General features: G+C 62.2%; 7 protein-coding genes and 1 pseudogene. 7 read left to right on the top strand and 1 reads right to left on the bottom strand.

Translation table 11 applies throughout. The annotated features are described in order from the left end of the window. Positions 1-581: pseudogene (locus tag Q0J60_RS08765) on the top strand (glycosyl transferase); the annotation flags it as partial. A 228-nt stretch (positions 582-809) separates the two neighbouring features. Then, positions 810-2,984: a glycosyltransferase family 2 protein gene (locus Q0J60_RS08760; RefSeq protein ID WP_294440639.1), complete on the top strand. Its 2,175-nt coding sequence runs from the start codon at positions 810-812 to the stop codon at positions 2,982-2,984. Between the two features lie 35 nt (positions 2,985-3,019). Here Q0J60_RS08760 and Q0J60_RS08755 read toward each other — a convergent pair whose 3' ends face one another. Continuing rightward, positions 3,020-3,928 carry a patatin family protein gene (locus Q0J60_RS08755; RefSeq protein ID WP_294440637.1) on the bottom strand — a complete coding sequence of 303 codons (909 nt, stop codon included), beginning with the start codon at positions 3,926-3,928 and terminating at the stop codon, positions 3,020-3,022. A 314-nt stretch (positions 3,929-4,242) separates the two neighbouring features. Between Q0J60_RS08755 and trxA the strand changes: the two genes are divergently transcribed. From trxA to Q0J60_RS08730, 5 genes are all read left to right on the top strand, one after another. Next, positions 4,243-4,551 (top strand): thioredoxin, encoded by a 309-nt coding sequence (gene trxA / locus Q0J60_RS08750; RefSeq protein ID WP_294440634.1) that lies wholly within the window; start codon positions 4,243-4,245, stop codon positions 4,549-4,551. 129 nt (positions 4,552-4,680) lie between these two features. Continuing rightward, entirely contained in the window at positions 4,681-5,616 is a 936-nt protein-coding gene (locus Q0J60_RS08745; RefSeq protein WP_294440632.1) for an NAD(P)/FAD-dependent oxidoreductase, read from the top strand. 215 nt (positions 5,617-5,831) lie between these two features. Further along, positions 5,832-6,830 (top strand): ABC transporter substrate-binding protein, encoded by a 999-nt coding sequence (locus Q0J60_RS08740; RefSeq protein WP_294440630.1) that lies wholly within the window; start codon positions 5,832-5,834, stop codon positions 6,828-6,830. 238 nt (positions 6,831-7,068) lie between these two features. After that, positions 7,069-8,130, top strand: coding sequence for a peptide chain release factor 1 (gene prfA / locus Q0J60_RS08735; protein WP_294440628.1), 1,062 nt, complete (start codon positions 7,069-7,071; stop codon positions 8,128-8,130). After that, positions 8,130-8,709: class I SAM-dependent methyltransferase (locus Q0J60_RS08730; protein WP_367178828.1), on the top strand; the 580-nt coding region annotated here is incomplete at its 3' end. The genes prfA and Q0J60_RS08730, both read left to right, overlap by 1 nt.

The following is an 8,709-nucleotide window of genomic DNA, read 5'->3' as shown; positions in this document are numbered from 1 at the left end:
AGAACGACCGCGCCTTCCACGGCTTCGGCAACGACCTGGTGCGCTGGCTCATCAAGAGGATCTACGGGTTCGCGTTCGAGGACGTGATGACCGGCTACCGCGCCTTCACGCGCGCCTTCGTCAAGACCATGCCCGTGCTCTCCTCCGGCTTCCAGATCGAGACCGAGATCTCCATCCACGCCGTGGACAAGCGCTGGAGGATCGTGGACGTGCCCATCGACTACCGCGACCGCCCCGAGGGCAGCGAGTCGAAGCTGTCCACCTTCGGCGACGGCGCCAAGGTGCTCATGGCCATCGGCGCCCTGTTCAAGGACTACCGCCCGCTGGCGTTCTTCTCATGGATCGCGCTCGTGTTCATCGCGCTGGGCCTGGCCGTGGGCATCCCGGTGATTGTGGAGTTCTTCGCCACCGGCCTGGTGCCGCGCCTGCCCTCCACGGTGCTCGCCGTGGCGCTTGTGTTCTGCGGCGTGCTGTCGCTGGCCTCCGGCGCCATCCTGGACACGGTCGCCAAGGCCGACCGGCGCCAGTGGGAGCTCATGGTGTACGAGGTGCTCGATCAACAGCGTCGCAACCGAGGATAGTTTTCGACCATCTACGTCATGCGAAGAGCGCGGCGGAGGGGCGGGCGGCCAAACGGCATACGCGCCCTCCTACCGCGCTCTTTTAGTGTGAGCGGTCCGTTTTGCCAAGACCGTGCAAACCTTCGGTCAATCGTGCGTCAAATCGATTCGCTGCGCTCCGTGGGTTCGTGCGGCGGCGGTATCGTTCCCTTTACAAAGTGAAGAACCGCGTAAAAGGACATTTGACCCATGGCCGTCAACCCCAACGATGTATCGCTCGCCAGAAGTGATCAAACCCGCACCGCGCCCTGCGTGAGCGTAGTCATCCCCGTATACAACGTCGAGCGCTACCTGCGCGAATGTCTGGACAGCGTGCTGGCGCAGACGCTTCACGACATCGAGGTCATCTGCGTGAACGACGGCTCGACCGACGGGTCGCTCGCCATCATGCGCGAATACGCGGCGCGTGACGGACGTGTGCGTGTGATTGACAAGCCCAACGGCGGATACGGCAATTCGGTCAATCGGGGCATCGCGGAGGCCCGCGGCGAATACGTCGCCATCGTGGAGCCGGACGATTTCATAGCGCCCGATATGTTCGCCGACCTCTATGCCGCCGCCTATGGCGAGGGGCTCTCACGCAAACGTATGAAAATTCGCGTAGACGGTGAGCATCCGGCGGATATCGTGAAATCCTCCTACTGGAACTATTACGACCTCGAAGACGGCACCGACCCCTATATCGAGCCTTCGAACTTGATGAACAAGATGCCCGATGCACCGTTCTCGTTTGCGGTGCACACCCATTGGGAGGTGCTGTACCACCATCCTTCGATCTGGTCGGCTATCTACCGTCGTGCATTTCTGGAGGAGCGCGGCATTCGCATGGTCGAGCCCAAGGGGGCCGGCTGGGCAGACAACCCGTTCTTTTTCGAGACGCTGTGCCAGGCGTCCTCCATCGTCTGGGTTCCGGGCGCCTACTACCACTACCGCCAGACCAACCCGTACGCGTCGAGCTACCTGAAGGATTTCCATCTTCCGTTCGACCGTCTGCGCGATATCCGCACGGTGTTGGACAGAATAGGGGAGCACGATCCGCACGTGTTGGTGTGCTTCTACAACCGTACGTTCAGCTACATCAAATCGGTGCTCGAGAAATTCGGGTTCCCCGAAAGCGATCCCGAGGTGTTTGGGCTTATCAAGGAAGCGCTGGCGTCGATGGACCCGGAAGTGCTCTACGGCGCCAAGCGCGGCATCAGGCGCGACCAGATTGAATACTACGAGGACGTGATGGGCGTGCTCGCCGAGCGCGTGAAGCCGCGGCATGCCGCCGATTCGCCTCGCGTCAGCATAATCGTATCCATGAAGGACGTCCGTCCCTACGTATGGGGGTGCCTCGACAGTCTGGCCAAGCAGTCGCGAAGAGACATCGAGGTCATTTGCGTGGATTGCGCGTCGACGGATCGTACGATGGAGGTGGCTTCGTACTTTCCTGCCGAAGATAAGCGTTTCTCGGTCATCGAAGCGGGCGATGTCGATATTCCCGAGGGGCATTCCCGGGGGCTTGCACATGCGCGAGGCGAGATCGTCTACTTTGCGGATCCGCGCAATTCGTTTGGCAAGAAATTCCTTGCGAAGATTGTGCGCGCGTTGGATGCATGCCCCAACGCCGACATGGCCATATTCGACAAAAAGCTTGCCTACCTCGATGCGGTGGAGGTTCCTGAGAAGAGCGGCGTGGAAGTTGAGGCGGCGGGGCTGCGCGACCGTTTGATGTTGGCGGCTCCTAACGGTGTGTCGTCGAAAGCGTTTCGTCGGGAGTTCATCGAGAGGGTGGGAATCGCATTCGACGCCGAAGAGAATGCGGGATGCACGCTCTTTTCCACGAAGGCGATAGCATCGGCGCATCGCGTGGCGCTGATGAACGGGTGCGCGCCTAAGCGGCAAAGCTATCGCAGCGTGCGAAGCCCGCTTGCCTACATCGAGAAGCGTTCCGCCCTTGCGCAGGCCCGCAGCACGGTGTTCGGCAAGCTGCGCGAGTTCGAGGAGTCTCAAGGCGATGACGAGGTGGTGCGCGGCATTCACTGCTATATCGTCGAGGCGATGCTCGCCGATCTGTCTGAGATGGGCGATTTGGAGGACGAGCGTCGTTATTTCGAACTTATGAAGGGGACGTTCGGCAATTTGAAGAACGCCTTGAATCTGCCGAGCGCCCACTTCATCAACGCGGAGTCGTACCGCAAGCTTCAACGTTTGGCCTCGATGAACTATGAGCAATATTTGCGTCGCGAGACGGCGGCGAGCCGCGATAAGGCGAAGGTCATATCGGAATCGACTGCCTACCGCATCGGCAGTGCCGTCGCGGCGCTTGGCCCACGCCTTCTTCCCAAGGGGCTGGCTATGCGCGTGCGCAAGATGGTGTAGCGCGAACGCCTTACGCGCCCAAGTCCCGAACGGGTTTATTTCTCCAGATAGCGCTGCAGGTCGTCCCATTGGGCGGCGGCCTGCGCGTATCCCTGCTCGTAGAGCGCGAAGAGCTTCTCGGGGTCACGCTCCATGCTGCCTACGGTGACGGGCTCAGGAGGGCGAATCATGAACACCTCGCCGGCATCGTGCAGGCGCTCGACCCAACGATAGCAGCGGTTGTACTCGAAATGGCGGTGCTCCATGCGGTCGCAGAACAGCGGGTAGTCGGCGTACACGCGACGCACGAGCAGCATGGTCTTGTTGGGCTTCTTGCGGTATGTGGCGTCCTGCGTGAGCACCACGATATGCTTGCGTGCGGTGCCCATGAGCATGGAATGCAGCAACGGCACGCTGTCGCAAGGGCCGCCGTCGAGGAGTTTCTTGCCATCCACCTCCACGATCTTGCTTACGAGAGGCAGGCTTGAAGACGCCAGGAGGTATTGCGTGTCGTGGCCGTTTTCCAGCACATGGTAGTCGGCTTCGCCCAGCTCGAGGTCGCTGGACACGGCGGTCAGCTTCATGGGGGAGCGGTCGAATCCGTCGTAGTCGAACGGGTCGATTTCGTTGGGAATCTCGTCGAACATGAGCTTCGTGCCGATGGCGTTGCCCGTCAGGGCGAAATTGCGCATGGAAAGATAGCGCGGGTCGTCGCAGTATTTGGTGTTGAGGAAGCACGTGCGGCCGACCTCGCCGGCAACATAGTTGTACCCGCAGAGCGATCCCGCGCTTGTGCCTATCACATGCTTACACCAGACGTCGTGGTCCATGAAGAAATCCAGAACGCCGGCAGTGAACTGGGCGCGCATCGCGCCGCCTTCAAGCACCAGGTTCACGTCGAGAATGCTGTGGCCCTCCCAGGCGGGGGCGCGGTTCGTGTCGGCGGGGGAATACGATGGTCTCATGCTGCATCTCCTTCTTCGTTCACCCATCGTATGGTAGGTGAGCGGAGGCGGATGCCGGGCTGCGAAGCGCATGCTGACGCGAAAGCGTTACGAAACGTTCATCTGCATAGGACCTTGGAGGGGTGCGGGAATCCTCGCATAGTGCGGGTTCTCCGCCGCTCACCGTCGGCAATGTGCCGAATTCGTGCATCAATTCAGCGTGGCTCTTAAACGATTTCATATATGATACTATTTCACTATCAAATAAGCCGCCGAAGGGCGAGGCCAGTCGAGGTTCGGCCGTCTTGTCGTTCGGCAACGAGAAAGGTGTCATCATGGCGCAGGTTATCAGCTCTTCCGAATTCGAATCCAAGGTTCTCAACGCCCAGGGTCCCGTGCTTGTGGATTTCTTCGCCACCTGGTGTGGTCCGTGCAAGATGCTCGCTCCCATCCTCGACGAAGTCGCGGCAGAGGTTCAGGGCAAGGCGGCGGTCTACAAGGTGGATGTGGATGCATCGCCCGACCTGGCGCAACGCTATGGCGTTATGAGCGTGCCCACGCTGATCGTGTTCGAAAACGGTCAAATCAAGCGCTCCACCATGGGCGCCCAGCCCAAGCAGAGTCTTCTGGCGCTGCTCGCGTAAATAAGCATTGTCGGGCCCGTCGTTTGGCGGGCCCTTTCTGTATCATACGCATAAGGAACACGGCACGTTCGCGTGTGCGTTCGGCAATCGGGCGCCGCATGGGAACGCGGGCAAGAGATTGGACTCATCATGGCTGACAACACTCATTTCGACGTGGCGATCATCGGGCAGGGCCCCGCGGGCATGACGGCTGCGCTGTATGCCGCCCGTGCCGGACTTACGGCGGTTTCGTTCGAGCGCATGGGGCCGGGCGGTCAGATGACCGACACTGAGCGCCTGGACAACTATCCCGGATTCTCTGACGGCGTGGACGCGTTCGAGCTGGCGTTCGCGATGAGCGCCCAGGCCGCCCGCTTCGGGGCGGTTTCCGTGAATGAAGAGGTTTCTGCGCTTGAGCTCGACGCCTCGCCCAAGCGCATCACGACGGCGTTCGGCAACGTCTATACCGCCGATGCGGTCATCCTGGCGATGGGCGCCGAGCCGCGCCCGCTAGGGGTCGAGCGCGAATCGGAGCTTGCCGGCCGCGGCGTGTCGTACTGCGCCACCTGCGACGGCGGGTTCTTCAAGGACAAGGTGGCCGTTGTGGTGGGCGGTGGCAATACGGCGGCAGGCGATGCGCTGTATCTTTCTCGCATCTGCTCGCAGGTCCATCTGGTGCATCGCCGCGATGCGCTGCGTGCCGATGCGGTGTATGCGAAGCCCCTCTCCGAGCTTTCCAATCTGACCATGCATCTCGATTGCGTGGTGGATGAGCTGCGCGATCGCGACGGCGCTCTTTCGGCGGTGGCTATTCGCAACGTGAAGACGGGCGAGACGACCGAGATTCCGACATCGGCCCTATTCGTCGCCGTGGGCACGCGTCCGCGCACGGGGGTTCTGGAAGGCACGGGCGTCGAACTCGACCATGCGGGCTACGTGGTCGCCGACGAGACGGGCGTGACCAACCTCGCGGGCGTGTTCGCCGCAGGGGATGTGCGCACCAAGGCGCTGCGCCAGGTGTCCACCGCGGTGGGCGACGGGGCCAACGCGGCGACCGCTGCATTCGAATACCTTTCGCTGCGCTAAGCGCTTCGGACAAGGTTTCCTCATTTTCAATTAATTGTGCAAGGGCGTGCTTCTTCATGCTCCCTCCAAACGCGCACTCTACAATCGCGCGAATGTTGTTTGGAGGATGCTCGCGACTGTCGGCGAACCGTACAGGGGTAGCTGCTTTCGGCGGACAGCTCCGTGGGAGGGATGCTGTCGCATTTCGACGGCTATACGAGAGAGAAAGGCACGATATGCTCACTCGCAGGAAATTCGCGCAGGTTGCGGCGATGTCCGTGGCAGCTTTTGGCGCTTTCGGCATTGCAGGATGCTCGTCTTCCAAGGACGAGGGTTCTGCTCAAAGCGGCGAAGGCCAGGCGCTTTCGATGAAGATCGGCACGCTCCAGACCGAGGATTCGCTGCCGTTCTGGGTTGCCGAGGCGAACGGCATGTATGCCGATGCCGGGCTCGATTCCGTCGAAATCATCACGTTCCAGAGCGCCCAGGAGCTTTCCACCGCATTCGCCGCGGGCGAGATCGATGGCGCGATGACCGATGCGCAGGTGTCTGCCGCGCTGGCGGCGAGCGGCACTGCGGTGAACCTCGCGTGGGTCACGCTGGGCGCTACGCCGGAGCAGGGCCGTTTCGGCATCATGACCAGCCCCGAATCCGGCATCACGAGCTTGACCGACCTTGCTGGCAAAGGCATCGGCGTGGGCTCCAACACCGTGCCCGAGTACGTGATGGATCGTCTGATGGAGGCGGCTGGTGTTCCGGCCGACCAGATTGTGGGCGAAGAGATTAAAAAGCTGCCGGTACGCTATGAGTCCATGGCGAACAACCAGGTGGCCGCGGCGGCGTTGCCGGGCAGCCTGCTTGCGCTGGGCGAGGCGAGCGGCATGGTGCTTCTGGCCGACGACACCCAGGGTGACAACATCAGCCAGTCGGTGTTCGCGGTGAGCCAGGCGTGGATCGACGGAGGCGGCCAGGCGGCGCTCGACGCCGTGCGCCAGGCGTGGGATGCGGCGGTCGACGCCATCAACGCCGACCCGGAAAGCTTCCGCGCGCTGCTGGTCGAGAAGGCGAACCTTCCCGAGCTGGTTGCCGATACGTACTCCATTTCGACGTACCCTGAGGCGACACTGCCTACCGCCGAGATGGTCGACCCCGTTCTTGCCTGGATGCAGGAGAAGGGCTACCTGACCGCAAATGTTGCCTACGACGCGGCAACCGGTGCGCTCGCCGCGCAGTAGCATTCAATCTCATGTGGCCGGCCATTTCGCCGGCTTTTTTTCTTGAAGGCGTTTCATCGAGTGAATCAGGGTGCGGGATGCGCGGCGCCGTTCGCATGCCGTGGAGGGCGCGTGAAGCGAAGGCGCGCGTGTGCGAGTGAGCTGGGCGATATGCCCGAGGGCGTGGTATTATATGCCGCTGACACTCACCAGGAGAGCCGCCCGCGCCCTGCCGGCGGCATGCGATAAGAGGAATATCATGCGCGACAAACTCGAAAAGATCATCGAAGGCTATACCGAGCTCCAGGCGAAACTGGGCGACCCCGCCGTGCTCGCCGACCAGAAGGAATACGCTCGCCTGTCCAAGGAGTATTCGAACCAGGGGCCGCTCGTGGCCAAGGCGCGCGAGTACATCCAGGCGTGCGACGATATCGACGACGCCAAGGAAATGCTCGCCGACCCCGACATGAAGGATTTCGCCCAGGAGACCATCGCGGCCGCCGAAGCGAAGCTCCCGCAGCTTGAGGAATACATCAAGTTCATGCTCATCCCCTCGGATCCCGCCGATGAGAAGAACATCATCGTGGAGATTCGCGCCGCTGCCGGCGGCGACGAGGCGGCTATCTTCGCGGGCGACCTGTACAAGATGTACATGCGTTTCTGCGAGTCCAACCGCTGGAAGGTGGAGACCATGGACGTCTCGCCCTCTGAAGCCGGCGGCTATAAGGAGATTCAGTTCAAGGTCAAGGGCGACCACGTGTACTCCGTCATGAAGTTCGAATCGGGCGTGCACCGCGTGCAGCGCGTGCCCAAGACCGAGAGCCAGGGTCGTATCCACACCTCTACGGCGACGGTGGCCGTGCTGCCCGAGGCAGACGAGATCGACGTCGAGATCAACGAGAACGACCTGCGCATCGACGTATATCGCGCCGGCGGCCCGGGCGGTCAGTGCGTTAACACCACCGACTCCGCAGTGCGCATCACGCACCTTCCCACCGGCCTGGTCGTTCAGTCTCAGGACCAGAAGAGCCAGCTGCAGAACAAGATCGCCGCTATGGCGGTTCTGCGTGCGCGCCTGTATGAGAAGATGCTCGCCGAGCAGCAGGCGGCCGAGGGTGCCGAGCGCCTGGCGCAGATCGGCTCGGGCGATCGCTCCGAGAAGATCCGTACCTACAATGCGCCTCAGGACCGCGTGACCGATCACCGCATCGGCTTCAACTCCACCTATAACGGCGTGCTGATGGGCGACAGCCTGGGCGACGTGATCACCGCGCTGCAGGCCGCCGATCGTGCCCGCAAGCTGGAGGCCGCCACCGAATAATGGCTGAGGTGTGGACCATCAAGGCGGCGCTGGATTGGTGCCGGGGGTATCTGGAACGTAAGGGCGATGAGAACCCGCGCCTTTCCGCCGAGTGGCTGCTTGCTGAGGCGACCGGCCTCCGCCGCGTCGAGCTGTACGTGAACTTTGACCGTCCGCTCACATCTGAGGAACGCGACACGTTGCGCGACTACGTGGCGCGCCGCGGGGCGGGGGAGCCGCTCCAGTACATCACGGGCGAGGTGGCTTTCAGGCATATCGCCGTGAAAGTGCGCCCCGGCGTGCTTATTCCGCGCCCCGAGACCGAGGTGCTGGTGAGCGAGGCGCTTTCGCTTCTGCCGGCGCCCGGCAGGCGTCACGCAATCGATTCGAATCTGACCGAGGACGAGGCCCAGGCGCTTCTTTTGAAGGAGGCGGCGCACAAAGCCGCGACCGAGGGGCTTGGCGATGGCGCATCGGCGGTGATGGGGGAGTCCGTCGACGCAGAGCATGCCGACGACGCCGACGTTTCGGCAGCTGCCAATGACGCCGTTCCCGACTCAACCTCGCTCTATGTTGCCGACATATGCACCGGGTCGGGCT

Origin of the sequence: uncultured Slackia sp. (assembly GCF_944321625.1) — a bacterium.
Classification (GTDB): domain Bacteria; phylum Actinomycetota; class Coriobacteriia; order Coriobacteriales; family Eggerthellaceae; genus Slackia.
Note: the sequence above shows the minus strand (reverse complement) of the source record. Positions and strands in the feature narration are given on the sequence as shown.

Excerpts from the sequence above, each read along its gene's own strand:
- Q0J60_RS08760 (WP_294440639.1), top strand. The coding sequence starts at position 810 with ATGGCCGTCAACCCCAACGATGTATCGCTCGCCAGAAGTGATCAAACC.
- Q0J60_RS08755 (WP_294440637.1), bottom strand. The coding sequence starts at position 3,928 with ATGAGACCATCGTATTCCCCCGCCGACACGAACCGCGCCCCCGCCTGG.
- trxA (WP_294440634.1), top strand. The coding sequence starts at position 4,243 with ATGGCGCAGGTTATCAGCTCTTCCGAATTCGAATCCAAGGTTCTCAAC.
- Q0J60_RS08745 (WP_294440632.1), top strand. The coding sequence starts at position 4,681 with ATGGCTGACAACACTCATTTCGACGTGGCGATCATCGGGCAGGGCCCC.
- Q0J60_RS08740 (WP_294440630.1), top strand. The coding sequence starts at position 5,832 with ATGCTCACTCGCAGGAAATTCGCGCAGGTTGCGGCGATGTCCGTGGCA.
- prfA (WP_294440628.1), top strand. The coding sequence starts at position 7,069 with ATGCGCGACAAACTCGAAAAGATCATCGAAGGCTATACCGAGCTCCAG.